Raw genomic sequence first — 23949 nt, 5'->3', positions numbered from 1 at the left:
AGATGATCGGGATCCGCGTTTACATCCAACAAAAGGTGCTAAATTAATGCAACTTTAAAAGAGGGACAGTAACCATGACAAGTGTACATGCACACGAATTTTTGGCTCTGATTGGGGAGTCTGCCGAACCTTTGACTTTGGTACAACTGACGGAACTGGCGCGGCGCCATTTTGGTGAACAGGTCCGGTTCCATACCTGTAAATTACAGGATCAGGAACCGGAGGCGTTGTTGGCCTTTTTGATTAAGGCTCAGAAGATCGTGCCTGAGCAGTCAGGCTATGTGCTGAATCGGGCGCGTGTCTGTAACCATTAATCCTGTGCTTTGTTTTTCTCGGCCGCTTCCTTCGGATAGGGCCAGGCGATCTGTCCGTAGCGGATCACCAAGACGGTGAACGCCAGGATCAGGGCGGCAGCGGAAACGGCCAGGACCCGCCACTCATCCATCGCTTTCATATCCAAGATCATGTACCGCGCCAGTGCCACAATGGCAATGTAGATGGGCATACGGATAGGCAGTTTGCCGACTTCGGCGTAGTTGGCCACCATGGCCAACACTTCCAGGTAGATGAACATCAGCAGCAGATCGGCCAGGGTGACCCGGCCGTTTCGGATGATGGTCATCACCTCTTCGCCGATGGCGAACAGGGTAGACAGGGCGATCAGGACAAGAATGGCATGCTCGCAGATCTTTAACGATTTGGTGCCATATTTTTGGTACAGGTCATTCATTTTTATGCTTCTCAGGTGCACTTGCGAAGGCAAAGTGTAGGGACAACAAGTGTGCTCAAGTATGGCTAATCGAGTAAACTGAGTGGTGGATCACGGATTTTTGGCCCGTTAGGCTCGCTGGTAGCCAGAATTTGACGGAGCGAGTAGAAGGGGAGAGGGGGCGATGCAAGGCGGCAAAAGGCACCAGAGGTGGCTTCATCCAAGACAGTTGAATTACCTGTGGGTGACGGTATTGTGCCTGTTAACGGCCCCTGCCGTGGCGTTGGCCCTGATGCTGTTTTTCGTGGTGAGCAGAATCGATCGCCTGTGTCGTAACCCGGGTCCTGAGCAGAGTCGTTAGGCGGGTGTGATCAATAACCTGTTAGGTTGATGCCAGAGACAAAAAAACGCAGCCCGGGGGCTGCGTTTTTTGATTCCCTTAGGCTTAGCGCTTGAGGGATTCGGTAAGGTGCGGGCGCATCTTGTTGACGATGGTCGCAGTCACCTTAGGTGCACCGGCAACGATGTTCCCGGTCAGCAAGTGGTTGTGGCCACCGGTGAAGTCGGAGACGATACCACCGGCTTCACGAACCAGCAGTTCCCCGGCTGCGAAATCCCATGGCTTGAGGCCGATCTCCCAGTAACCGTCCAAACGGCCTGCGGCCACGTAGGCCAGATCCAGGGCAGCAGAGCCGGCGCGGCGCATATCGGCAACATCGGTGAACAGCTCGTTGAAGATGGCCAGGTAGGCTTCCGTGTGCTGGCGCTGTTTGAATGGGAAACCGGTCGCCAGGACAGTGCCTTTGATATCACGCTGATTGCCGACGCGCAGACGACGGTTGTCCAATTGGACACCGGCGCCACGGCTGGCACTGAACAGTTCGTTGCGCAGAGGATCGTATACGACACCGTGCTCAACTTTCCCGTTGATCTGCAGGGCGATGGAAACGGCGAAGTGGGGGATCCCCTTCATGAAGTTGGTGGTGCCATCCAGGGGATCGATGATCCAGCGGAATTCGTCGTGTTCACCGGTTTGGGTGCCACACTCTTCGCTGATGATGGTGTGCTCCGGATAGGACTTGCGAATGGTCGCAATGATAGCGCGCTCGGCGTCGCGATCGACGTTGGTGACGAAATCGTTCAAGCCTTTCTGTTCGGCTTCCACTTTTTCCAGATCTTCAAAAGCGCGGGCAATAACATTGCCAGCAGTACGCGCAGCGCGTACAGCGATGTTCAGCATCGGATGCATATCGATACCCCAGGATGTAAAAGAACGCGGTGCCACGGGCGGACCCCGGCAGTAAGGCGCGAGATTCTAGCAAAACCCCAACACATGGCAAGTCTTATTCGTTTCCGTTTCCCGAGCTAACTCGCTTCGGGGGCGCCGCCCAGCGGCAGATAAGCCTCAAGCATAGACGGTGTCTGTGCTACTATGCGTGCCTTGTTTTTTGACCTAACCAGACTCCCAAGCAGATGCTCGAGAATATTCGCATTATCCTGGTGGGTACCTCCCACCCCGGTAACATCGGCTCCGCCGCCCGTGCCATGAAGACCATGGGGTTGTCCCGCCTGGTACTGGCTGAGCCACGTACTGAGATCGATGGCAGCTCCATGGCCTTGGCGGCCGGTGCCTCCAGTGTGCTCAAAGACGTGGTGGTGACTGAAGATCTTAAAAGTGCCATCGCTGATTGTTCGCTGGTGATCGGTACCAGTGCACGCAGTCGCACATTAAGCTGGCCGATGCTCGATGCACGGGAAGCCGGATTGAAATTGGCCTCCGAGGCACAGACGGCCCCTGTGGCCTTGGTATTTGGTCGTGAAAATCATGGCTTGAATAATGAAGAGTTGCAGATGTGCGACTTTCACGTCTGCATTCCGGCCAACCCGGAATACAGCTCGCTGAACTTGGCTCAAGCGGTGCAACTGCTCAGTTATGAGATCCGCATGGCCCACTTGGCACAGGAAGCCGAACCGACCGAGCCGGAGGCGGAGTACCCATCGGCTCAACAGACTGCGCACTTCTATGACCACCTCGAACGTGCCTTATTGCGGACCGGCTTCATCATCCAGGCTCACCCGGGTCAAATTATGAACAAGTTGCGTCGGCTGTTTACCCGGGCCCGACCCGAAGTGATGGAACTGAATATCCTGCGGGGGATCCTCACCTCCGTCGAGCGAGCGGCCGATCAAGCAAAAGGAAAAAACGATAGTACTGACCGATAAAAGTCGTTCTTGCTCAACGGGTAATAACGGCTGCACTGAAGGTAATTGCAGTCCTGACGCAGGCTTGGGGGAGGTCAAAGTGGCGCCCTTGGGCTTGCTGGCGGTACCAGGTTCGGTGGCCTGTCGGCCTTTTAGACGGGTTCGGTGTGTCAGAGCGACGCTAAGGCAATTGATCCCGACTGGCCAATAGGGTTAAATACCGCTGCGCACTGCTGGGGTATTAGTTTGATTTTACCCCGGTAAAGGGCGTTACAGCTCAGAATACCTGACTGGTTTCCTAGGTTTAATACTTGACTAAAATAGTCGGGTAAGTAGACTGGGTGGTAGTATTTCGGAAGGAAACTGGCAATGCGACTCACATCGAAAGGCCGTTATGCGGTCACGGCAATCCTGGATGTGGCCTTACACACTCCAGACGGCCCGGTACCCTTGGCGGACATCTCTGAACGTCAAGAGATCTCTCTGTCCTATCTTGAACAGCTGTTTGCCAAACTGCGTAAGCAAGGCCTGGTGTCCAGTGTGCGCGGGCCCGGTGGCGGCTATCTGTTGGGCAAGGCTGCCAACGAGATCTCCGTCGGCATGGTGGTCCATGCCGTTGATGAGTCGGTGGATGCGACCCGCTGTCACGGCAAGAGCAATTGCCAAGGTGGTGCCCGTTGCCTGACTCACTCCCTATGGGGGGATCTGAGTGAGCGTATTGCCAGTTTCCTTGACGGCATCAGCCTTGCCGATCTGATGGATGATCGGCAAGTGAAAGTAGTGAACCTGCGCCAGGAACAGGCACAGGAGCGCAGCCAGCACCGTGCTCGGGTGTCGGCAACCTAATGTAGTATTCGCCGGTACCATGGTAACCGGCTCGCAAGCGGAGAAGCTATGAAACTCCCCATCTATTTTGATTACTCTGCCACCACACCGGTGGACCCGCGTGTGGCAGAAGCCATGATGCAGCATCTGACCCTGGACGGAAACTTCGGTAACCCGGCATCCCGTTCCCACCGTTTTGGCTGGCAGGCCGAAGAAGCGGTTGACGTCGCGCGGAATAACGTGGCCGAACTGCTTAATGCCGATCCTCGCGAGATCGTCTTCACTTCAGGTGCTACCGAATCCGACAACCTGGCGATCAAAGGTGTGGCGCATTTCTACCAGAAGAAAGGCAAGCACATCATTACCAGCAAAACCGAGCACAAAGCAGTGTTGGATCCCTGCCGACAGTTGGAGCGAGAAGGCTTTGAGGTGACCTACCTGGAGCCGGATGCTAACGGCATCATTCCGTTGGCGCGTATTGAAGCGGCGATGCGTGAAGACACCATTTTGGTATCCATCATGCACGTGAACAACGAGATTGGTGTGATCCACGACGTCGCGGCCATCGGTGAGCTGTGTCGCAGCAAAGGGATCATCTTCCACGTGGATGCGGCCCAGAGTGCCGGTAAGATCCCGTTGGATGTGAAGACCATGCAGATCGATCTGATCTCCATCTCCGCCCACAAGATGTACGGCCCCAAGGGCATTGGCGCCCTGTACGTGCGCCGTAAACCGCGTATTCGACTGGAAGCTCAGATGCACGGTGGCGGTCATGAGCGCGGTATGCGCTCCGGTACCCTGGCAACCCACCAGATCGTTGGCTTGGGTGAAGCCTGCCGCATTGCCCGCGAAGAGATGGCGACGGAGAATGATCGCATTTTGTCTCTGCGTAACCGCCTGTGGAACGGCATCAAAGAGATGGAAGAGGTCTATGTTAACGGTGATCTGGAACAGCGCACCGCAGGGAACCTGAATGTCAGCTTCAACTTCGTTGAAGGTGAGTCCCTGATCATGGCGCTGAAAGATCTGGCGGTATCCTCCGGCTCTGCCTGTACTTCGGCGTCCCTCGAGCCCAGCTATGTGCTGCGAGCCCTGGGTCTGAACGACGAACTGGCGCACAGCTCCATCCGCTTCAGTATCGGCCGTTTTACTACGGAAGAGGAGGTGGATCACGCGGTGAAGATCATCAACGAGTCCATCGGCAAGTTGCGCGAAATGTCCCCGCTTTGGGAGATGTTCCAGGATGGTGTTGATCTGTCCAAGGTAGAGTGGACCGCTCACTAAGGTATTTCTGCCCGCATCGCCAGAGCGGCGATGTGGGCCCGGCTTCACCCAGGTGGAGCAGTTAAGGAGTTCAAATTATGGCTTACAGTGAAAAAGTAATCGATCACTACGAGAACCCGCGTAACGTCGGTTCTTTCGATAAAAACGATCCGAATGTGGCCACCGGCATGGTCGGCGCACCGGCTTGTGGCGATGTGATGAAGTTGCAGCTGAAGATCACCGATCAAGGGGTGATCGAGGATGCCAAGTTCAAGACCTATGGCTGTGGTTCTGCCATTGCGTCCAGCTCCCTGGTAACCGAGTGGGTCAAGGGTAAGACGCTGGATGAAGCGGCGGAGATCAAAAACACCGCCATCGCCGAAGAGCTGGCCCTGCCGCCAGTGAAGATCCACTGCTCTATCCTGGCTGAGGACGCCATCAAGGCCGCCATCAGCGATTATAAGAGCAAGCAAGAAAAGTAAACTTGGAGTAGTAGATGGCCATTACCCTGACCGAAGCCGCCGCCGAGCGTGTTAAATCCTATCTGGCGAACCGCGGCAAGGGCATTGGACTGCGCCTGGGGCTGAAAACCTCAGGCTGCAGCGGCCTGGCTTACGTGCTGGAATTTGTCGACGAGCTCCAGCCCGGAGATGAAGTCTTTGATGACCACGGTGTGAATTTGATTGTGGATGCCAAGAGCTTGATCCATATGGATGGCCTGCGGGTGGACTTTGTCAAAGAGGGTCTGAATGAGGGCTTCCAGTTTGATAATCCCAATGCTACCGGAGAGTGTGGTTGCGGCGAAAGCTTCACTGTCTAAGGCACGGCCATGAACTACTTCGAACTGTTTGCCTTACCGCAAGGATTTGAGCTGGACAGTGCCGCCCTGGCGACGCGTTATCGCGAGTTGCAACGGGCGGTGCATCCGGACAATTTTGCCGCCGGCTCCGATAGGGATCGCATGCTGGCGATGCAAAAGACCGCCGAGATCAATGACGCCTTCGAAACCCTGAAATCTCCGCTGAATCGCGCCGAATATTTGCTGCACCTCCATGGCATTGAACTGCGTGGAGAGACGGCGACCATCAAAGACCCCCACTTCCTGATGCAGCAGATGGAACTGCGTGAGGCCCTCGAAGATCTGTCTCAGCACGAGGATCCGGAAGAGGCTGCCCTGGCGCTGGAGGAGGAGTTTGTCGGCCTGCGCAAGCAGATGATGAACGCTCTAAAGTCTCAGCTTGACCAAACCCAATGGGCCAATGCGGCTGATACAGTGCGCAAACTTAAATTCGTCCACAAGCTGGAACAGGAACTGTCACTGCTGGAAGAGCAGTGGGAACTGTAAGGATCGGATAACACACTATGGCACTACTGCAGATCGCAGAGCCGGGTCAAAGCGCCGCACCGCATCAGCACAAGCTGGCAGTGGGCATTGATCTGGGGACCACCAATTCCCTCGTTGCCGCCGTTCGTAGCGGTCAGGCCGAAACCCTGGCGGATCACGATGGCCGGCATCGGATGCCCTCCGTGGTGCGTTTCGCCGACGACGGCGTGATCACCGGCCATGCAGCCAAGGCCGCCGCGGTGGCCGACCCGCAAAATACCATTGTCTCGGTCAAGCGTTATCTTGGGCGGTCCCTGGATGACGTGTTGGCTCGCTATCCTAAGCAACCCTACCAACTTAAGGGCTCGGATCATGGCCTGCCGCTGTTTGTCACCCGCAGTGGCGAACAAAATGCCATTCAGATCTCCGCAGAGGTGTTGCGGCCCTTGATCGCCCGTGCCGAAGAAAGCCTAGGCGGTGAGCTGTCCGGTGCCGTGATCACCGTGCCTGCCTACTTTGATGACGCCCAGCGCCAGGGCACCAAGGATGCGGCCGAACTGCTTGGTATCAAGGTGTTGCGTCTGCTTAATGAGCCGACTGCGGCTTCCATCGCCTATGGCCTGGACAGCGGCCAGGAGGGGGTCATCGCCGTGTATGATCTTGGCGGTGGCACTTTTGATATCTCCATTTTGCGCCTGCATAAAGGGGTCTTTGAGGTCCTGGCTACCGGGGGCGATTCGGCCCTGGGCGGTGACGACTTCGATCATCTCCTGGCCGATCACCTGGCCGCCTTGGCAGGTGTAGAAGCCGACAGCCCAACCCTGCAGCGCCAACTGATGAATGAGGCGTGCCGGGTTAAAGAAGCCTTGACCGATGCCGACAGCGTCATGGCTCAGTTTGGGCCGTGGCAGGGGGAGGTGACCCGCGAGCAGTTTGAAGCGCTGATCTTGCCGTTGATCAAGCGTACGCTGATGGCCTGTCGTCGTTGCCTGAAGGATGCCGGGATCGACGCCGATGAGGTGATGGAAGTGGTGATGGTTGGTGGTTCCACTCGGGTGCCAGCGGTGCGTGAGCGGATCGGCGACTATTTTGGCCGTCAACCCCTGACCAGTATTGATCCCGATCGGGTTGTGGCCATTGGTGCCGCGATCCAGGCCGATATTCTGGTGGGCAACAAACCCGATGCCGATATGCTGTTGCTGGATGTGCTGCCCCTGTCACTGGGACTGGAGACCATGGGCGGGCTGACCGAGAAGGTGATCCCGCGCAACACCACCATTCCTGTGGCGCGAGCTCAAGAGTTCACCACCTATAAGGATGGTCAGAGTGCCATGGCGATCCATGTGGTGCAGGGTGAGCGCGAGATGGTCGCGGATTGTCGCTCCCTGGCCCGTTTCGAGTTGCGCGGTCTGCCGCCGATGGCGGCCGGTACGGCCGTGGTGCGAGTCACCTTCCAGGTGGATGCCGACGGTCTGCTCAACGTGACGGCCATGGAGAAGACCACCGGGGCTCAGTCTTCCATCGAGGTGAAGCCCTCCTTCGGTCTGAGTGAGAATGAGATCACCCAGATGTTGACGGAGTCCATGACTCACGCCAAAGAGGACTTTACCAAGCGGATGCTGACCGAGCAGCGGATTGAGGCCGGTCGAGTGGTTGAAAGCCTGGGTAAAGCCCTGGAGCAGGATGGCAAGGTCCTGCTTAACGATGAACAAATTCATGCGCTGACGCAGCAGATGCAGGCACTGACTGCTCTGTGCGAGGGCGATGACGGTCAGGCGATCAAAGATGCCATCGAAGCACTGGATAAAGCCAGTGGTGAATTTGCCGCCCTGCGGATGGATCTCTCCATCCGACGCGCCCTTTCGGGCCAGTCCGTCGATAACGTTTAAGAGGAAATCATGCCGAAGATCATTTTCCTGCCCCATCAGGAACTGTGCCCCAAGGGCATGGAAGTGGAAGCTCAAAGTGGTGAGTCCGTGCTGGATGTTGCCCTGAAAAATGGGATCCATATCGAACACGCCTGTGAGAAGGTGTGTGCGTGCACCACCTGTCATGTGGTGGTCCGGGAAGGCTTCGATTCGCTGGAAGAGAGCGACGAGCTGGAAGACGATATGTTGGATAAGGCCTGGGGCCTGGAGCCTGAGTCCCGCCTCTCCTGCCAGACCAAGGTGGCGGATGAAGATCTGGTGATCGACATTCCGCGCTATACCGTCAACCTGGCTTCGGAAAAACATCACTAAGTACAGCTAATAGGCCGCAGGAGGGTGTCATGGGATTGAAATGGACCGATGTACAGGATATTGCCGTGGAGCTGGCACAGTGCCATCCGGAGCAGGATCCGACCCAACTGCGTTTTATGGAGTTGCGTGACTGGGTCCTGGCCCTGGAAACGTTTGATGATGATCCCAACCACTGCGGCGAACGCATTCTCGAAGCGATCCAGCAGGCCTGGATCGATGAGATGGATTAGTGATGCTTCCGAGCAGAAAAACGGCACCCAAGGGTGCCGTTTTTGTTGTGGTAGCCATGGCATCGTCACGTACCACAGGAGCACGGAGATGGAGCAAGGTTCGCCCTGGTCGCATTGGCTGTTACGGCATACAGTTGGAGTGGACAGCGTCTCTATGGAGTGAATCATGCCCCTCACCTATGGCAGTTACTTGAAATTGGATGAACTTCTATCCCTACAACAACTTCAATCCGATCCTGAAGAGCACGATGAGATGCTGTTTATCATCATCCATCAAACCTATGAACTCTGGTTCAAACAGATCCTGCACGAGGCGGACGCCCTGATCCCCAAGTTGCGTACCGGAGAGATCTGGTCCAGTGCCAAGACCCTCAGGCGGATCCTGACCATATTGAAGACTCTGGTGGGTCAGGTGGACATTCTTGAGACCATGACACCGATGGAGTTCAACAGTTTTCGGCTGTTCTTGAAAAGTTCCAGCGGTTTCCAGTCCTGGCAGTTTCGTGAATTGGAGATCTTGTGCGGCGTACACGGTCAGGAGTCCCAGGCGCTGCAGCGCGATCTACCTAGACACTACCAACGTCTGCAAAAACGCAAGAAAGAACCCACCCTGTGGCAAGCCTTTATTGAACTGGTCGCCAGTCGTGGTCACCCGATTGAGCCAGTCGTCGTGGATCGACAGAGGGGGTTAATTTACGACACCAGTGACGTGCGTCAGGGTCAGTTGCTGAGGATCCTGAGTGAAGACCCGCCGATCAATCTGATTGCGGAGCTGCTGGTTGATCTGGACGAAGGGTTACAGGAGTGGCGTTACCGGCATGTCAAAATGGTTGAGCGCACCATAGGCTCAAAATCTGGAAGTGGCGGCTCGGCTGGGGCTAATTATCTGCGTGCGACTCTGCATCAGTGCATATTCCCCGATTTGTGGGAGCTGCGCAGTCAATTATAAAAACTTAAGCGATAGGTGTGGAGTTTGCTAAAGCTGTGATCCATGTTGCAATCAGGGGGGAGTGTGCCATTGCTGTACAAAAAGTGTCACTTTGGGGCTTTCAATTGCTAGACAATCATTTTATGTTTGTCAACAGAATGTCGCCTGGCTAAATGTAGTCTTGTTCTTACAAGCGGTGCAGCGGGCTTGGTAACGAAAGACAAACTTCCATATGCGGTGACCCCCATGACGCAAATCGTCCGCAGTATCTCGACGGGCCCAGTAGCCACGTCCGCGACCAGCCAATGGCAGTCGCGTTTTTTGCTTCGCAAACTCAACCTGAAACGCAATGAACATGTGATGATCTTTGGTCGTCCGGGCGCCGACGTTTTGAGTAATCTGACCAGCAATGTTGGTGAGCAGGGTAAGATCTCAATCCTGCTTCAAGAGCAGGACTCTAATGTCAGTCATGTGGAATTTGGTTCCCCCTACCCTCAAGTGAGCTTGTGTCAGCCCGGTCCCAGTGCCGAACCGCAGCAGTGTGATGCCGTGATTATTCTTCCCGATGGGCTCAATGAACCTTTCGAACCCTTGATCGATTCGGTTTGGCGTCGCCTGGGCAATGGTGGTCGCCTGATGCTGGTGCTTCCAGAGGGCCCTGACAATAGCGACAAGTTACGCAGCTTGATGGCCATAGCTTGTGATCTTGGCTTCGTCAGCCGTTATCGTCGTTGTTGTGATAAGCATTGTGCCTGGGTTGGCGTAAAGTACGCACGCTAACCCCTTGTGTTAGCTTGTAATTTGACCGATGCGTGACATGAATCCATCTCAACCAGTGTTGCGTGTGACTTGTGTGGGATTTTTGCTTTTAAATGCCATATAATCCGCGCCAGGATAGCCGTCCTGATAACAACATGGAGTGGACAATGGCCATTGAGCGTACTTTTTCTATTGTGAAGCCGGATGCGGTTGCAAAAAACCTGATCGGTGCCATCTACAGCCGTTTTGAAGCCGCGGATCTGAAGATTGTCGCCAGCAAAATGGTTCACCTGAGCCGTGAACAAGCGGAAGGCTTTTACGCCGAGCACAAGGAGCGTCCCTTTTTCGCCGCCTTGGTGGATTTTATGACCTCGGGACCGATCATGGTCCAGGTACTGGAAGGGGAAAACGCCGTTCTGGCCAACCGCGAGATCATGGGGGCGACCAATCCAGCCGACGCCACCCGTGGTACCCTGCGCAGCGATTATGCTGACAGTATTGATCAGAATGCGGTCCATGGCTCAGACGCTTTGGCGTCTGCCGAACGTGAGATCGCGTACTTCTTTACCAGTGATGAGATCTGCCCCCGGACTCGTTAAGCCGGAGGTTGGGAGTAGGGCGCCGCAAGGCGCCTTTTTTGTGCGGGTATGAGTCTGTACCTCACTAGTGGTCGTCGTCTTCGCTGCTTCTTTGTCTCTTTGGCTTGTCTTCACTGACCCGAAACTTTCGCTGTTTCTGGCGGTGCTCCCACAGTTTTTTGGCTAATTGCTGCATATCGTCGGCCGGATCGTCCCGATCCACGATCTCTAGCCCCATCAATGACTCGACAATGTCTTCCATGGTGATCAGGCCCCGGACGCTGCCATACTCGTCCACCACCATGGCCATCTGCACCCGCTTGGTCAGCAAACGTTCGAAGGCCGCCATCAGGCGGGCATTTTCCGGGATCATCAACAGGGGGCGTCGCAGACTTTTGAGGGGATCCTCGGGGTGCTGTTTTTCAGCCAGCAGGGCATCGGAACGCAGTATGTAGCCAATAATGTCGTCCGGATCGGTATCGAAGATCGGGATCCGGGAAAAGTTTTTCCGGGCTTCGTGGATGGCAAAGTCGCCCAGTGGCATCTCTTGTGGGAGCGAGTGGATCACGGTGCGGGGGGTCATGATGGCACTGACCGGCACCTCTCGAACGCTGAGCATCTGCTTAAGGATGCTGGATTCTTGGCTATTGAACTCTCCTGACTCAGCGCCAATGTCGGCCATCGCAGACATCTCGGAGCGAATATAGTGGGCATGGGGGGATTTACCCAGCCAGCGAGTCATCTGGGCGGAAAGCCAGATCAAGGGGCGGGTCAACCACACCAGCCACTTTAGTGGTCGGACGATTAGGGGGGCCAGTTGCCGCCAGTAGTTGGCGCCGAGAGTCTTGGGGATGATCTCGGAGAAAAACAGGATGGCAAAGGTGAGGGCGGCCGAGAATATTCCCAGGATCTGACTGCCAAATAGCGCCGCAGCCTGGGCACCGGCCCCCGCTGCACCGGCCGTGTGGGCAATGGTATTGAGTGTCAATATCGCCACAAGGGGGGCTTCGATGTCCTCTTTGAGCGCAGCCAGGCGGCCGCCGGATTTAGGGTGATCCCGTTTAAGGTTGGCGACGTAGGCTGGCGTGATGCTCAGTAGCGTCGCCTCCAGTATGCTGCAAAGAAAGGAGACGCCGATGGCGACGAGAACATACACTGAGAGGAGTAACATTTCCGCAGGACTCCTGACTTGGGCGCGGCATTAAAGACTCATAATAGCGGGCTGCCCAGGGGGGTTGGCAAGTCAAGGAAGTCGCCGAGAAGCACCGCACTGGACGGCGGGACGGTAGAGCCTGTACAATTGCGCGCCATTTTCGGCCGGTAAGACGAGGCATCCGAATGACTGATAAAATCAACCTGCTTAACCTGGATCGAGACGGGTTGCGCGCATTTTTCACCGAAATGGGTGAAAAGCCCTTCCGTGCCGATCAGGTGATGAAGTGGATTTACCACTTTGGTTGTGGTGATTTCGATCAGATGACCAACATCAACAAGGTTCTCCGTGGCAAACTCAAGGAGCGCGCCGAGATCAAGGCGCCGGAGATCGCAACCAGCCAACACTCTGCCGATGGCACCATCAAGTTTGCCATCGATGTGGGGAACGGCCAGCAGGTCGAGACCGTGTATATCCCGGAGGCCGATCGGGCTACCCTGTGCATCTCCTCTCAGGTTGGGTGTGCCTTGGAGTGCAGTTTCTGCTCGACTGCCCAGCAGGGGTTTAACCGGAACTTGACTACGGCCGAGATCATCGGTCAGGTGTGGCGCGTCGCTGTTTACCTGGGCCTCAATGGTGATATCCGTGAACGTCCCATTTCCAACGTGGTATTGATGGGGATGGGAGAACCGCTGCTGAACATGACCAATGTGGTTCCGGCCATGAAGATCATGCTGGATGATTATGGTTTTGGTCTGTCTAAGCGTCGCGTTACCCTTTCGACTTCGGGTGTCGTTCCCGCCCTGGACAAGTTAGGTGATCAGATCGACGTGGCCCTGGCGATCTCCCTGCACGCTGCCAATGATGAACTGCGTGATGTGTTGGTACCGGTCAATAAGAAGTACAACATCGAGATGTTCCTCGAATCTGTGAGGGGTTATCTGGGCAAGTCCCTGGCCAATAAAGGGCGCGTCACCGTTGAGTACGTCATGTTGGATCATATTAATGACAGCATGGAGCAGGCGCATGAGTTGGCCAAGGTGATGAAGGACACGCCTTGCAAGATCAACCTGATCCCTTTCAATCCCTATCCTGGCAGCCCGTACGGTAAGAGTTCTAACTCCCGTATCGATCGCTTTTCCAAGGTATTGATGGATTACGGTTTGACGGTGATCGTACGCAAAACTCGAGGTGACGACATTGATGCGGCCTGTGGTCAGTTGGTGGGTGACGTGCGCGATCGCACCAAGCGCTTGCTGAAAAAACGCATGCAAGAGAACAGTATTTCAGTCACAATGCGCTAAGTCTTTGTTTGACATATCATCAAGGGACAGATGAAACAATTGTGCCTCGCTGCGCTGGCAGGTCTGCTGGTTGGCTGCGTTCAAAGCACTACCTACAGTGGCACCAACACTCAGGTAGCAGAGATCCCATACGATGCGTTGGCAGCCGCGCGGAATCGGGTATCGCTGGGTTTGGCTTATCTGGAACGGGGTGAAAACGAGCAGGCCAAGTACAACCTGGAGCGAGCGCTGGGACATGCCCCTGCTCTGGGCGAAGCCTTGCTGGCGATGGCGTATTACTATGATACGGTGAAAGATCTTCAGCGTGCTGAAGAGTACTACCGTCGTGCCGTTAAAGAGGCCGATGACAGTGCCGATGCCGCGAACAACTATGGTGTCTTCCTGTGTCGTCAGCAGCGTTACCAAGATGCCGATCGTTGGCTGAATCGCGCGGTAGGCACACCCGGTTACATACGTATGAGCCAGACCTATGAAAATCTGGGTCTGTGCGCTCAGAAGGCTGGTTGGTCCGACAAGGCAGTGGCTTACTTTGAGCGGGCTCTCAATTATGATCCTCGCCGAGCCGTTGCCCTGTTGGAAGTGGCAGAATTACACTTTGCTCAACAGCACTGGGTAACAGCCCGAAGCTTTCTTGAGCGATACCACCAATATGGATATGAGTCCGCGGCCAGCTTGTTGCTGGCGGTGGAGTTGGAAATTGGCGCTCAGAATACTGATGCGGCCCGTCGCTATGGGGTATTATTGCTAGCAAAGTACCCTGGCTCGGAACAGGCGAAAACGTACCGAATGAAGTATTACTGATGACTGACGAACTAGAACACGAAAAGAGACCGGATACGCCCGGTCCCATGCTCAAGGCCGCTCGCGAGCGTGCCGGATTGTCCACTGAACAGGTGGCGCAGAGTCTGAATCTGCGTCATTCGGTTGTGGTTGGCATTGAGCAAGACAGCTTTGAAGCTGACATGTCCATTACCTATATCCGTGGTTACATTCGTAACTATGGTCGGCTGGTGGAGCTGGATGAGCAACGTCTGAATGATGCGTTGAATGCCCTGCATAGGCCAGAGCCGACCAAGACCATGCAGAGTTTTTCCGGCCGTACTCATCGTGAAAAGCACGACAGTCGTTGGACACTGATCAGCTGGATCATTGGTTTGGGGATTGGCGGTGCCATCCTCTGGGCCATGTTTGGTAACAGCGATGATATTCAACCGACCGAACAACCGGCTCAGCCGTCAGAGATCGTTGAGGCTGAGGTTGAGCAACCGATTGTGCCGGAGCAACTGCCAGAGCTCGAGCAAGACGAGGCGTTGGTCGAGCAGGCCGAGGCCGTTGAGGTTGCCGAGCCGATTATTGATGAGCCTGTCGTAGAGCAGCCAGCCGTAGCACAACCTGTTGTTAAGCAAGCCGAAGTAAAAGAAGTGGCTGTGCCGGTACAACTGCCCGAAGTGACCAAGATTGACGAGGAGCCGCAGCCGGTTTCCGACGCAATCAAAACGGACGCTTTGAATGTGGTGCTGAAAGCCGATTGCTGGATGCTGGTTCAAGACGCCGATGGTCAGGTTCTGCTTGAAGGCCTGAAATCACCGGGTTTCCGCACCGAGCTGGTGGGTAAGGCACCTTTCAGCCTGCGTCTGGGTGCACCGGAAGCCGTCGACCTCGAGTTCAATGGCGAGGCGGTCGATCTCTCCTCTTTCCGCGCCGGACGCGTGGCGCGCCTGACTCTACCTCAGTAACGGAACATGCATCAGGAATCCCCGATTAAACGACGCAAGTCGACCCAGATCATGGTGGGCAATGTCCCTGTTGGGGGCGATGCCCCCATCTCGGTCCAGTCCATGACCAACACTCGCACCACGGACGTGGCGGCCACGGTAGCTCAGATCCAGGCGATCGAACGGGCTGGTGCCGACATGGTGCGGATCAGTGTACCAACCATGGAGGCTGCCGAGGCGTTTAAGCTGATCAAGCAGCAAACCCAGATCCCACTGATCGCAGACATTCATTTCGATTACCGCATCGCCTTGAAGGTGGCGGAGTACGGCGTGGATTGCCTGCGCATCAATCCGGGTAACATCGGTCGGGAAGACCGCATTCGTGCGGTGGTCGATTGTGCGCGGGATAAGAACATCCCGATCCGCATTGGTGTCAATGCCGGGTCATTGGAGCGGGATATTCAGGAAAAGTATGGCGAGCCAACCCCTGCCGCGCTGGTGGAATCGGCCATGCGTCATGTCGAGATCCTCGACCGCCTGAACTTCGATCAGTTCAAGGTCAGTGTGAAGGCCTCCGATGTGTTTCTGGCCGTAGAGTCCTATCGCCAGTTGGCTCGACAGATTGTTCAGCCCCTGCATCTGGGGATCACCGAGGCCGGTGGTGCTCGTGCCGGTTCGGTGAAATCCGCCATCGGCCTGGGCATGCTGCTGTCCGAGGGGATTGGCGACACTCTGAGGGTTTCTCTGGCGGCCGATCCGGTGGAAGAGGTCAAGGTCGGCTTCGATATCCTCAAGAGTCTGCGGATCCGTGCCCGGGGCATCAACTTTATTGCCTGTCCCTCCTGCTCCCGCCAGGAGTTTGATGTGATTGGTACGGTCAATGCCCTAGAGCAGCGCCTCGAAGACGTGATCACGCCAATGGACGTGTCCATTATCGGCTGTGTGGTCAATGGTCCGGGCGAAGCCTTGATCTCCGATCTGGGCCTGGCCGGCAGCAATCGTAAGAGTGGCTTGTACATCGCCGGTGAGCGTCAAAAGGAGCGGCTGGACAATGATGATTTGGTAGATCAACTGGAGCGTCATATTCGCCGTGAGATCCTGCTCAAACAGCAGCGCATCGACGTCAAGGAACAGGACGCCTAATCTTTCTCCGACGCCCGGCATGGTCGGGCGCTTCGACCCCTAATCGAAACTTATTAGATCTAGACAGGTTTATTGTGGCAAAACAGATCCAAGCGATCCGCGGTATGAATGACTGCCTGCCGGCGGATACCGCCAAATGGCAAGTGGTTGAATCCTCCCTGCGTGACTTGGTGGCCAGCTTTGGTTATCAGGAGATCCGGACCCCCATCGTCGAGATGACGGGGTTGTTCAAGCGCGCCATCGGTGAAGTAACCGACATCGTCGAGAAGGAGATGTACACCTTCGAAGACCGTAACGGTGATTCACTGACCCTCAGGCCGGAAGGCACTGCCTCCACCGTTCGTGCCGGTAACCAGCACGGCCTGTTGTACAACCAGGAGCAGCGCCTGTGGTACATGGGGCCCATGTTCCGCCACGAACGTCCGCAGAAGGGGCGTTACCGCCAGTTCCACCAGTTTGGTGTCGAGGTCTATGGCCTGGGCAGTGCGGACATCGACGCCGAAGTGCTGATGATGTCTGCCGCCTTATGGGACAAGCTGGGTATGGCCGATCATGTTCGCCTCGAGCTCAATACCCTGGGCAACAGTGACGAGCGTGCCGCCTATAAAGAGGCGCTGGTCGCCTTCCTTGAGCAGCATGTCGACAAGCTGGATGAAGACAGCCAACGCCGTCTGCACTCCAACCCTCTGCGTGTTTTGGACTCCAAGGATGCGGGGGTTCAGTCCCTGCTGGCCGATGCGCCGACGCTGATGGAATACTTGGGCGACGAATCCAAGCAACATTTTGAAACTCTGTGTGAACTGTTGCACGCTGCAGGCATCGAATACACGGTCAACCCTCGTCTGGTTCGCGGTTTGGATTACTACAACCGTACCGTATTCGAATGGGTCACAGAGAGTCTTGGCTCCCAAGGAACCGTACTGGCCGGTGGTCGTTACGATACTCTGGTGGATCAACTCGGTGGCAAGGATACCCCGGCGGTGGGTTTTGCCATGGGCATTGAACGCCTGGTATTGCTGCTGGACACCTTGGGCAAATTTGACAACCTGCCCCGCGTCGCAGACGTGTACCTGTGTGCCATGGGTGACGGTGCGGTGGCTGCCGCACTGCAGTTGGCCCAGGAGTTGCGTCGTGACGTGCCAGGGCTTAAGGTGATGACCCACTGCGGTGGCGGTAACTTCAAAAAACAGATGAAGCGCGCCGACAAGAGTGGTGCCGAGCTGGCACTGATCTTGGGTGAAGATGAATTGAAACAAGGATTGGTGACCGTGAAACCGCTGCGTGGCGGTGAACAGCGTCAGCTGTCCAAAGACGCGCTGACCGAAGAGTTGGCGTCGTTGGTAAAGTCTTAAGGGGACCGTTGTGGAACTTTACAACACTGAAGAACAACAAGTTGAAGCGATCAAGCGTTTCTGGAAAGAGTATGGCGTGTCCATCATTGGCGGCGCTGTGCTGGGCCTGGGTGGCCTGTTTGGTTGGAAATACTATCAGGAGCATCAGGAGACTCAGCGTGAGCAGGCCTCCGAAGCGTTTGCTGCCTTGCTTGAGCAGCAGGATGCCGAGCGTCTGACGGCCGCCGCTGCTACCTTCCGTGCCGCTCATGGAGACAAAGGCTATAACGCCCTGGCGGATCTGCTTCAGGCCCGTGCTGCCGCGGAAGCGGGCGATCTGGCCCAGGCCGAAGCCTTGCTTGGCGACGCAGTGAGCAAGCTGGATAATGCCACCAAGCCTCTGGCTCAGCTACGCCTGGCCCGGGTGCAGAAGGCCCAGTCAAACCTGGACGCGGCTAAGGCCACCCTGGGTGGGATCAACAACGATGCCTTCGCCGCCCAGCGCGATGAGCTGATTGGCGACGTGCTGATGCAGCAAGGCGATCTGGCTGCGGCCCGTGATGCCTATCAGTCTGCAGTGGATGCCGGTGGTGCTGCCACCAGCCCAGCACTGCAGATCAAACTGGACGACTTGGCGCAAGCCGGATAAAGGGGCCTGGACATGTTGCTGGCAAGAAAAGGATGGCTGGCTGGCCTGCTCAGCGCTGCGGTACTGGCGGGCTGTGCGTCCAGCGATGATGAGGCAGAGCGTATATCGCCACTGCCAGAGCTGGACAATCCGCTGCAAGCACAGGTGCTGTGGAGCGGACGGGTTGGCAAAGGGATCGAGGATCACTGGTCTTCCCTCTCTCCGGCGACAGCTTATGACAAAGTGTTTGTAGCAGAACGCTTTGGGATCGTCTCTGCTTTGTCTGTCGAGGATGGCTCGGAGATCTGGAGCACCAACTTGCGGCGGGCTTTTGCCGACGGGGTGCTTAAGAAAAACAAGGGTGCCCGCTTGTCCGGTGGTGTGACCACGGGTTTCAACAAGGTGTTTGTCGGCAGCGAAAACGGCGCTGTTTTTGCCCTTAACGCCGAGGACGGTAGCGTTGCCTGGGAAACCGTGACTCGCGGCGAAGTGTTGGCCGATCCGGCGATCATTGGTCGCATGGTTGTGGTGAACACGGCAGCCGGCAAGGTCCAGGCGTTTGACGTGGACTCGGGTGCGTTCAAGTGGCAGATGGACTTGACCATGCCACCCTTGCTGTTGCGCGGCAGTTCCGGGATCAGTGCATCACAGGGGGCCGCATTGTTTGGCACGCCAGACGGCAAGGTTGGTGCCCTGTTTGCCGATACCGGTGCTCCCATCTGGGAAGCACGGATTGCCGAAGCCACTGGCAGCAATGAACTGGAACGGGTGATCGATGCCGATGTAAAGCCGTTGGTGCGGGGGGAGAACCTCTATGCTGCGGCGTTCAATGGCAACCTGGCATCCATCGAGTTGCGCAGTGGCCGGGTATTGTGGAGCCGCCAGTACTCCGTCTACACCCCCTTGGCCATTCAGGGCTTCAACCTGTATATGACCGATGCCCGTGGTTCAGTCTACAGCATCGATCGTCGTAACGGCCTGGAGAGCTGGGCCAACAGTGAATTGACGGGTCGCATGTTGACCGGTCCTCAGGTGCTGGGCGATTACCTGGTGGTTGGCGACTTCGAAGGCTACCTGCATATCCTGGATCGCAGCAGCGGTGAGTTGTTGGGCTACACTCGGATCGATTCGAGCGGGTTGTACGCCCAGCCCCTTCGGGATGGGGAAACTTTGTACCTGCAGAGCCGTAATGGGCGGATTGCTGCGGTGACAATTCCCTAAACTCCCTGTACACTATGGCGCCCCCGAGAGATCGGGGGCGTTTTTGTTTCAATAATGAGGTATCGACAGCATGATCCCAGTGGTTGCCCTGGTAGGACGCCCGAATGTGGGTAAGTCCACCCTGTTTAACCGCCTGACCGGCACTCGAGACGCCCTGGTGGCGGATTTTCCCGGTTTGACGCGGGATCGTAAGTACGGCCAGGCCAATTTGGCCGGACACGACTTTATTGTGGTCGATACCGGCGGTATTGACGGTACCGAAGAGGGTATCGAGACCAAGATGGCCGAGCAGTCGCTGATCGCCATCGAAGAAGCGGACGTAGTTCTGTTTCTGGTGGATGCCCGTGCCGGTTTGACTGCCGCAGACGAAGCGATTGCCGCGCACCTGCGCAGCCGGGAAAAACCGACCCTGTTGGTGGCCAACAAGACCGACGGGATCGATGCCGATGCCGCCGTCGGTGAGTTCTACGCCATGGGTTATGGCGAGATCCACCAGATTGCTGCGGCCCAAAACCGCGGGGTGACCAGCCTGATCAACTACGCCCTGGCCCCCTGGGCCGAGGAGTTTGAGCAGGAACACGGCGAGGGCGAGGAAGAGATCGACGAGTGGGCCGAGGAGGAGGCAGAGCTGCCAACCGAGGAGACCGCTGCCGAGGAAGCCGAGCGCTTGCGTAACCAGCCAATCAAACTGGCGATCATCGGTCGACCCAACGTGGGCAAGTCAACTTTGACCAACCGTATCCTCGGCGAGGAGCGAGTGGTGGTGTACGACATGCCGGGCTCGACCCGGGACTCCATCTACATCCCGATGGAGCGTGATGAGCGTGAGTACGTGCTGATCGACACCGCCGGGGTTCGTCGTCGCAAGAACATGTTTGAAGCGGTAGAGAAATTCTCCGTGATCAAATCCCTGCAGGCCATTGAAGATGCCAACGTGGTGTTGCTGGTGGTGGATGCCCGCGAGGGGATCTCCGATCAGGATCTCTCCCTGCTGGGCTTTGCCCTGAACGCCGGTCGTGCCATCGTACTGGCCGTTAACAAGTGGGATGGCCTCGACAGCGAGGTCAAGGATGAGATCAAGCGTGAGCTGGATCGTCGCCTGGGCTTTGTCGACTTTGCCCGTCTGCACTTCATCTCGGCACTGCACGGTACCGGTGTCGGCCACCTGTTCGAATCTGTCCAGGAAGCCTATGACAGCGCGACCAAGCGTCACTCTACCGCCATGCTGACCCGTATCATGCAGATGGCCCAGGACGATCACCAGCCACCTATGGTGCGTGGTCGCCGGGTTAAGCTGAAGTACGCCCACGCCGGGGGCTACAACCCGCCAATCGTGGTGGTCCATGGCAACCAGGTGAAGGATCTGCCGGACTCCTACAAGCGTTACCTGATGAATTATTATCGTCGTTCGCTGCAGGTGATGGGCACCCCGATCAAGGTGATGTTCCAGGAAGGGGCAAATCCCTTCGACGGCAAGCGTGAGAAGCTGAGCCCGTTGCAGCAACGAAAACGTCGCCGCCTGATCGGCCACATCAAGAAGCGCGGCGCCAAATAATGTCGCAGCAAGAAAGGAGCCCTAGGGCTCCTTTTTTCGTAATGGCTAACCGGGTGCTGCTAGATCACGATGATCTCCGGATCGACCTGGAATGAAGCGATGATATCACCTTGATTATCGACCAGGTTGAACAGGATATCGTACAGGATCCGGGTGGTTGGCTGGAGATCGGAGCTCAACTGGCCCATTCGGCTGTATGCGGTGGCTGTGGCGGTACTGTAAGTGTTTTCCGGACCTATGGTACCCGAGGGGTAATTAAAGAGTATGGAGACGTCTTGCTGGTGATTGAGTTCGTTCAAGGGGGTTGGGCGACTGACATTGGTGATGTCCCCGATCACGCACTGCAGTGATGAGAAGGGGGTGGTGGAGTTCCCCCACCATCGGATCCACTGGCCCGGTCGTACCTTGATACTGAGATTGTAGGCCTCGGTCAGGTATTGATTGGGTGGAGTCCCGGTAAGATCCGAACCATCAACGGCCAGTTTCCAGCCCTGAGTATCTCCCCGGTTGGCGATGAGCCGAACGTACTTGCTTAAGAGTGCCTTGGTACCCGATGTACTGGCAAAGCGTTTGTAGTTGTCCCCCGCCAACGACACCACCTGATCCCAGACACCCGAGAACAGATACTGCTGTTTGGCATCGCTCCAGGCCTGCAGGGGTTGGGTCATTGCATATTGCATTAGTGCCGGTTGGGAGCTGCCAAGCAGGTTATTGTAGTGCTCCTTGATCGTCTGCTCGATGGTACCCTGGCTTCCAGGGTAGTCAGGATCGTCAAGTAGGCCCAGGACGTCAATGGAGGCAAATACGTTGACCGCCTCTCTGGCCTGGGTGCTGGTGGGTTTCGTCATGTTGTTTTCCTCAATTTCCATATTTAAGGGAGATGGGATTGCCAACGGCTGTGCCTCGACAATCCTGCGGTATGTTTAGACCGGTCGATTGGGACGTCGACGAAGATGAGTCAACCGGTGATCGGATCAGCCGGAATGGGCCTGGCACGTCTCTTGCCTTTGCGGCAGATCTCAGCGAGTGTCGCCAGAGTCGGTTAGGCTGCACGTTTTTACATGGGATCGAGAATTACTATGCCCCCAATAAAACTGAATCGGGTTGCTCAGTTGATCGGGCTCGCCATCCTGGTGGTGTGCCTGGGTGAATTGATCATGAGTCTGTGGCAATGGCCCATGTTGCAAGCCCTGGTGTCCGCTTACCTGGGTGAGGGCGCTGAGCAGAGTGTGGTGCTCCTTACTGTGACCCTGCTTGCGCTTAATGCCCTGTGGTTGGGGATCGGCGCATTCTTGGGTTGGAGTCTGCTGCGGGGCCACCGGCTGGCTCCCTGGCTGTATTACCTTTGCGCAGCCACTTTGTTGTTTGGTGGCTGGACCAGCAAAACACTGGCAGTGGCCGCTATGGCCTGGCGCCTGTGGCGTGACGCTCTGGACCAGGTGGTGGAGTGAGCCCTCGACAGTGAAAAATTAAGGCGCCCTTGGGCGCCTTAACTTTGTTACCGGATCCAACCGAGATTGCGAAGAAACGCCCTGGTGTCGTCCAGGGTGCGCTCACGATGTTTTCGACCGTTAAAAAAGCCGTGCCCGGCCCCTTCAAAGGGGATCAATTGACACTCTCGGGCCTGGGTGTCGGCCCGTTGACAGAACGCCTGGGCGGTCCGGAAAGGGACGGTTTGATCGGCGGTGCCATGGAAGATCAAGGTCGGGGGCAGCGACGCATCCAGATGGTGATAAGGAGAAAGGCTGAGTAACGGGCTGCCGGTCCAGGCCTCAGTCCAGTGGGTTGGGGTGTAGACGTCGGGCTCAGGTGCCATGACGGTGACTGGGTTAAACAGCACCAGGGCGGCGGGAGAGAAGGTCATCTGGCCATGGTCGGGCAGGGTGGCGGTGGCCGCTGCCAGCTGGCCACCGGCGGAGGCGCCAGCCGCCCCAATTTTGCTCGGATCGATGTTCAGCTGGTCGGCATGGGCATGCACCCAGTTCATCGCCGCCTTGGCATCCTCGACGGCGCTGGCTACCCCCGTGTTGTGCCGGTTGCGCACCCGGTAGTCCACCAGGACCGAGGCGATCCCCTCGGTGCGAAGGGCACGGGCGTGGGGAGCGAATTGCTTAGGAGAGCCCCCGGCCCAACCTCCGCCGAAGAAGAAGACCAGGGCGGGCGTCGGGGCCTGACTTTCGGGTTGGAAGACCCAGGCGTGGAGTTCTACCCCTTCAACCGTGCGGTAGAGTGTCTTCTGCGCATCTTCGATGGTTGGGGGGTAGTTCTTCGCCATGGCAGGTAGCACAGTCAGTCCTACCGTCAGGGCCGTGACGGCGGTCAACAGTTTAGTACTTCGTAAAATCCTTCTCATTGGTTGTTCCTATTGGCTCAGTTGTCTATGCAGATGGGTTCATAGGTCAGCAGCTCTCGGGCCATTACCCAGGGGTTCTCTTCCAGCAGGGCATAGTTGGATTTTCTCAGCGGATCCCAGGCCGAAGGCCAGTGAATGGTTCCCCCCTTGTTATCGGGAAACGTTACTGGTTCACCGAACAGGCAGCCCTGCTGATACTCGAAGGCGATCTCCTGGCCCTGAGGGTTGTAGAAGATCACGGCATCGTCGTCCTGGCGCCAGCGGATCTTGGCATCTCGGGCGGGTAACTGGACCCCTTGGGGGGTCAGCACCCAGAAGTGGATGCGCTGCTCGGTCAGCAGCCGGGCTTCGATAAATTCGCCCTGGGCATTGAGCCCGGCGAAGATCCTATGGGTGAGATCCTGGGTGGCCGACAGGCCGGGGGCTGACAGGGTGATCAGGGTCGTCAGTAGGGTCAAGGTTCTGCGCATGTCTGAGGTTCTTTATTG

Annotated in this window: 28 protein-coding genes; 22 read left to right on the top strand and 6 right to left on the bottom strand. The window is 56.6% G+C overall.

What is annotated here, in order from left to right:
- Positions 1-74 precede the first annotated feature (74 nt).
- Positions 75-314: a YecH family metal-binding protein gene (locus AC2D8U_RS00935; protein WP_484617158.1), complete on the top strand. Its 240-nt coding sequence runs from the start codon at positions 75-77 to the stop codon at positions 312-314.
- Here AC2D8U_RS00935 and AC2D8U_RS00930 read toward each other — a convergent pair.
- Both AC2D8U_RS00930 and suhB read right to left on the bottom strand, forming a co-directional pair.
- Positions 311-730, bottom strand: a complete 420-nt coding sequence (locus AC2D8U_RS00930; protein WP_484617157.1) for a phosphate-starvation-inducible protein PsiE — start codon at positions 728-730, stop codon at positions 311-313. The two genes, AC2D8U_RS00935 and AC2D8U_RS00930, sit on opposite strands and share 4 nt — an antisense overlap.
- A 424-nt stretch (positions 731-1154) precedes the next feature.
- Positions 1155-1958, bottom strand: coding sequence for an inositol-1-monophosphatase (suhB, locus tag AC2D8U_RS00925; protein ID WP_484617156.1), 804 nt, complete (start codon positions 1956-1958; stop codon positions 1155-1157).
- Positions 1959-2182: 224 nt separating this feature from the next.
- Here suhB and trmJ point away from each other — a divergent pair, with 224 nt between their 5' ends.
- From trmJ to ndk, 12 genes are all read left to right on the top strand, one after another.
- Positions 2183-2932: a tRNA (cytosine(32)/uridine(32)-2'-O)-methyltransferase TrmJ gene (gene trmJ, locus AC2D8U_RS00920; protein WP_484617155.1), complete on the top strand. Its 750-nt coding sequence runs from the start codon at positions 2183-2185 to the stop codon at positions 2930-2932.
- Positions 2933-3280: 348 nt separating this feature from the next.
- Entirely contained in the window at positions 3281-3757 is a 477-nt protein-coding gene (gene iscR, locus AC2D8U_RS00915; protein WP_484617154.1) for a Fe-S cluster assembly transcriptional regulator IscR, read from the top strand.
- A 48-nt stretch (positions 3758-3805) separates the two neighbouring features.
- A complete protein-coding gene (locus tag AC2D8U_RS00910; protein WP_484617153.1) occupies positions 3806-5020 on the top strand; it encodes an IscS subfamily cysteine desulfurase in 1215 nt (404 codons plus the stop codon).
- A 77-nt stretch (positions 5021-5097) separates the two neighbouring features.
- The gene (gene iscU, locus AC2D8U_RS00905; RefSeq protein ID WP_484617152.1) at positions 5098-5481 is read left to right on the top strand and encodes a Fe-S cluster assembly scaffold IscU; all 384 of its coding nucleotides are present in this window, start codon (positions 5098-5100) and stop codon (positions 5479-5481) included.
- 14 nt (positions 5482-5495) lie between these two features.
- The gene (gene iscA, locus AC2D8U_RS00900; protein ID WP_484617151.1) at positions 5496-5819 is read left to right on the top strand and encodes an iron-sulfur cluster assembly protein IscA; all 324 of its coding nucleotides are present in this window, start codon (positions 5496-5498) and stop codon (positions 5817-5819) included.
- 9 nt (positions 5820-5828) lie between these two features.
- Positions 5829-6344, top strand: a complete 516-nt coding sequence (gene hscB, locus AC2D8U_RS00895) for a co-chaperone HscB (RefSeq protein WP_484617150.1) — start codon at positions 5829-5831, stop codon at positions 6342-6344.
- A 17-nt stretch (positions 6345-6361) separates the two neighbouring features.
- On the top strand, positions 6362-8212 hold the full coding sequence (hscA, locus tag AC2D8U_RS00890) for a Fe-S protein assembly chaperone HscA (RefSeq protein ID WP_484617149.1): 1851 nt from the start codon (positions 6362-6364) through the stop codon (positions 8210-8212).
- Positions 8213-8221: 9 nt separating this feature from the next.
- A complete protein-coding gene (fdx, locus tag AC2D8U_RS00885; RefSeq protein ID WP_484617148.1) occupies positions 8222-8563 on the top strand; it encodes an ISC system 2Fe-2S type ferredoxin in 342 nt (113 codons plus the stop codon).
- A gap of 29 nt (positions 8564-8592) precedes the next feature.
- Complete coding sequence (iscX, locus tag AC2D8U_RS00880) at positions 8593-8793, top strand: Fe-S cluster assembly protein IscX (protein WP_484617147.1); 201 nt, start codon at positions 8593-8595, stop codon at positions 8791-8793.
- A 166-nt stretch (positions 8794-8959) separates the two neighbouring features.
- A complete protein-coding gene (locus tag AC2D8U_RS00875; protein ID WP_484617146.1) occupies positions 8960-9742 on the top strand; it encodes a tryptophan 2,3-dioxygenase in 783 nt (260 codons plus the stop codon).
- A 225-nt stretch (positions 9743-9967) separates the two neighbouring features.
- The gene (locus tag AC2D8U_RS00870; protein ID WP_484617145.1) at positions 9968-10501 is read left to right on the top strand and encodes a hypothetical protein; all 534 of its coding nucleotides are present in this window, start codon (positions 9968-9970) and stop codon (positions 10499-10501) included.
- A 146-nt stretch (positions 10502-10647) separates the two neighbouring features.
- Positions 10648-11079, top strand: coding sequence for a nucleoside-diphosphate kinase (ndk, locus tag AC2D8U_RS00865; RefSeq protein ID WP_484617144.1), 432 nt, complete (start codon positions 10648-10650; stop codon positions 11077-11079).
- A gap of 64 nt (positions 11080-11143) precedes the next feature.
- On the opposite strand, the gene AC2D8U_RS00860 is transcribed toward ndk, so the two are convergent.
- Positions 11144-12229, bottom strand: a complete 1086-nt coding sequence (locus AC2D8U_RS00860) for a CNNM domain-containing protein (protein WP_484617143.1) — start codon at positions 12227-12229, stop codon at positions 11144-11146.
- Between the two features lie 167 nt (positions 12230-12396).
- On the opposite strand from AC2D8U_RS00860, the gene rlmN reads away from it, so the two are divergent.
- From rlmN to der, 8 genes are all read left to right on the top strand, one after another.
- Entirely contained in the window at positions 12397-13515 is a 1119-nt protein-coding gene (rlmN, locus tag AC2D8U_RS00855; RefSeq protein ID WP_484617142.1) for a dual-specificity RNA methyltransferase RlmN, read from the top strand.
- Positions 13516-13545: 30 nt separating this feature from the next.
- Positions 13546-14316 carry a type IV pilus biogenesis/stability protein PilW gene (gene pilW / locus AC2D8U_RS00850; protein WP_484617141.1) on the top strand — a complete coding sequence of 257 codons (771 nt, stop codon included), beginning with the start codon at positions 13546-13548 and terminating at the stop codon, positions 14314-14316.
- Positions 14316-15251, top strand: coding sequence for a RodZ domain-containing protein (locus AC2D8U_RS00845; RefSeq protein WP_484617140.1), 936 nt, complete (start codon positions 14316-14318; stop codon positions 15249-15251). Before pilW ends, AC2D8U_RS00845 begins: the two co-directional genes overlap by 1 nt.
- A 6-nt stretch (positions 15252-15257) precedes the next feature.
- Positions 15258-16373: a flavodoxin-dependent (E)-4-hydroxy-3-methylbut-2-enyl-diphosphate synthase gene (gene ispG / locus AC2D8U_RS00840; RefSeq protein ID WP_484617139.1), complete on the top strand. Its 1116-nt coding sequence runs from the start codon at positions 15258-15260 to the stop codon at positions 16371-16373.
- A gap of 74 nt (positions 16374-16447) precedes the next feature.
- A complete protein-coding gene (gene hisS / locus AC2D8U_RS00835) occupies positions 16448-17725 on the top strand; it encodes a histidine--tRNA ligase (RefSeq protein ID WP_484617138.1) in 1278 nt (425 codons plus the stop codon).
- Between the two features lie 10 nt (positions 17726-17735).
- Positions 17736-18353, top strand: a complete 618-nt coding sequence (locus tag AC2D8U_RS00830; protein ID WP_484617137.1) for a YfgM family protein — start codon at positions 17736-17738, stop codon at positions 18351-18353.
- Between the two features lie 12 nt (positions 18354-18365).
- Positions 18366-19553: an outer membrane protein assembly factor BamB gene (bamB, locus tag AC2D8U_RS00825; protein WP_484617136.1), complete on the top strand. Its 1188-nt coding sequence runs from the start codon at positions 18366-18368 to the stop codon at positions 19551-19553.
- A gap of 70 nt (positions 19554-19623) precedes the next feature.
- Positions 19624-21108: a ribosome biogenesis GTPase Der gene (gene der / locus AC2D8U_RS00820; RefSeq protein WP_484617135.1), complete on the top strand. Its 1485-nt coding sequence runs from the start codon at positions 19624-19626 to the stop codon at positions 21106-21108.
- A gap of 59 nt (positions 21109-21167) precedes the next feature.
- Here the strand turns inward: der and AC2D8U_RS00815 are convergent, their stop codons facing one another.
- Positions 21168-21956 (bottom strand): hypothetical protein, encoded by a 789-nt coding sequence (locus AC2D8U_RS00815; protein WP_484617134.1) that lies wholly within the window; start codon positions 21954-21956, stop codon positions 21168-21170.
- A gap of 231 nt (positions 21957-22187) precedes the next feature.
- On the opposite strand from AC2D8U_RS00815, the gene AC2D8U_RS00810 reads away from it, so the two are divergent.
- Positions 22188-22559 (top strand): hypothetical protein, encoded by a 372-nt coding sequence (locus AC2D8U_RS00810; protein WP_484617133.1) that lies wholly within the window; start codon positions 22188-22190, stop codon positions 22557-22559.
- 47 nt (positions 22560-22606) lie between these two features.
- Here the strand turns inward: AC2D8U_RS00810 and AC2D8U_RS00805 are convergent, their stop codons facing one another.
- Together AC2D8U_RS00805 and AC2D8U_RS00800 are read right to left on the bottom strand one after the other, a co-directional pair.
- On the bottom strand, positions 22607-23461 hold the full coding sequence (locus AC2D8U_RS00805) for an alpha/beta hydrolase family protein (RefSeq protein ID WP_484617132.1): 855 nt from the start codon (positions 23459-23461) through the stop codon (positions 22607-22609).
- 17 nt (positions 23462-23478) lie between these two features.
- Positions 23479-23931, bottom strand: coding sequence for a hypothetical protein (locus AC2D8U_RS00800; protein WP_484617131.1), 453 nt, complete (start codon positions 23929-23931; stop codon positions 23479-23481).
- Positions 23932-23949: the final 18 nt, after the last annotated feature.

The sequence above is a fragment of the Ferrimonas sp. YIN67 genome (assembly GCF_057219095.1).
This window is presented reverse-complemented; position numbering and strand designations above follow the sequence as displayed.